1 protein-coding gene is annotated in these 264 nt (G+C 54.9%); it reads left to right on the top strand.

Features of this window, described 5'->3' with window-relative positions; all coding sequences use genetic code 11:
* Nucleotides 1–264, top strand: a 264-nt coding sequence (locus SB764_RS41305) for a cation diffusion facilitator family transporter (RefSeq protein WP_410866940.1), incomplete at both ends; no start/stop codon positions are given.

Here is a 264-nt window from a genome sequence, read left to right as displayed (position 1 = left end):
GTACGAGCAGCGGCACTGCATGTGCTCGGGGACCTGCTGGGTTCGGTTGGGGCTATTATTGCCGCGTTGATTATTATCTGGACTGGCTGGACACCTGCTGACCCCATTCTCACGATACTGGTGTCGCTTCTGGTTCTGCGTAGCGCGTGGCGACTGTTGAAAGATAGCGTGAATGAATTACTTGAAGGTGCACCGGTATCGCTGGATATCGCTGAACTGAAGCGTCGTATGTGCCGGGAAATCCCGGAAGTCCGCAATGTGCAC

The organism is Paraburkholderia sp. SIMBA_027, from assembly GCF_046535315.1.
In the GTDB taxonomy this organism is placed as follows: Bacteria; Pseudomonadota; Gammaproteobacteria; order Burkholderiales; family Burkholderiaceae; genus Paraburkholderia; species Paraburkholderia tropica.
The sequence above is the reverse complement of the archived record's forward strand: the minus strand, read 5'-3'. Positions and strand labels throughout refer to the sequence as shown.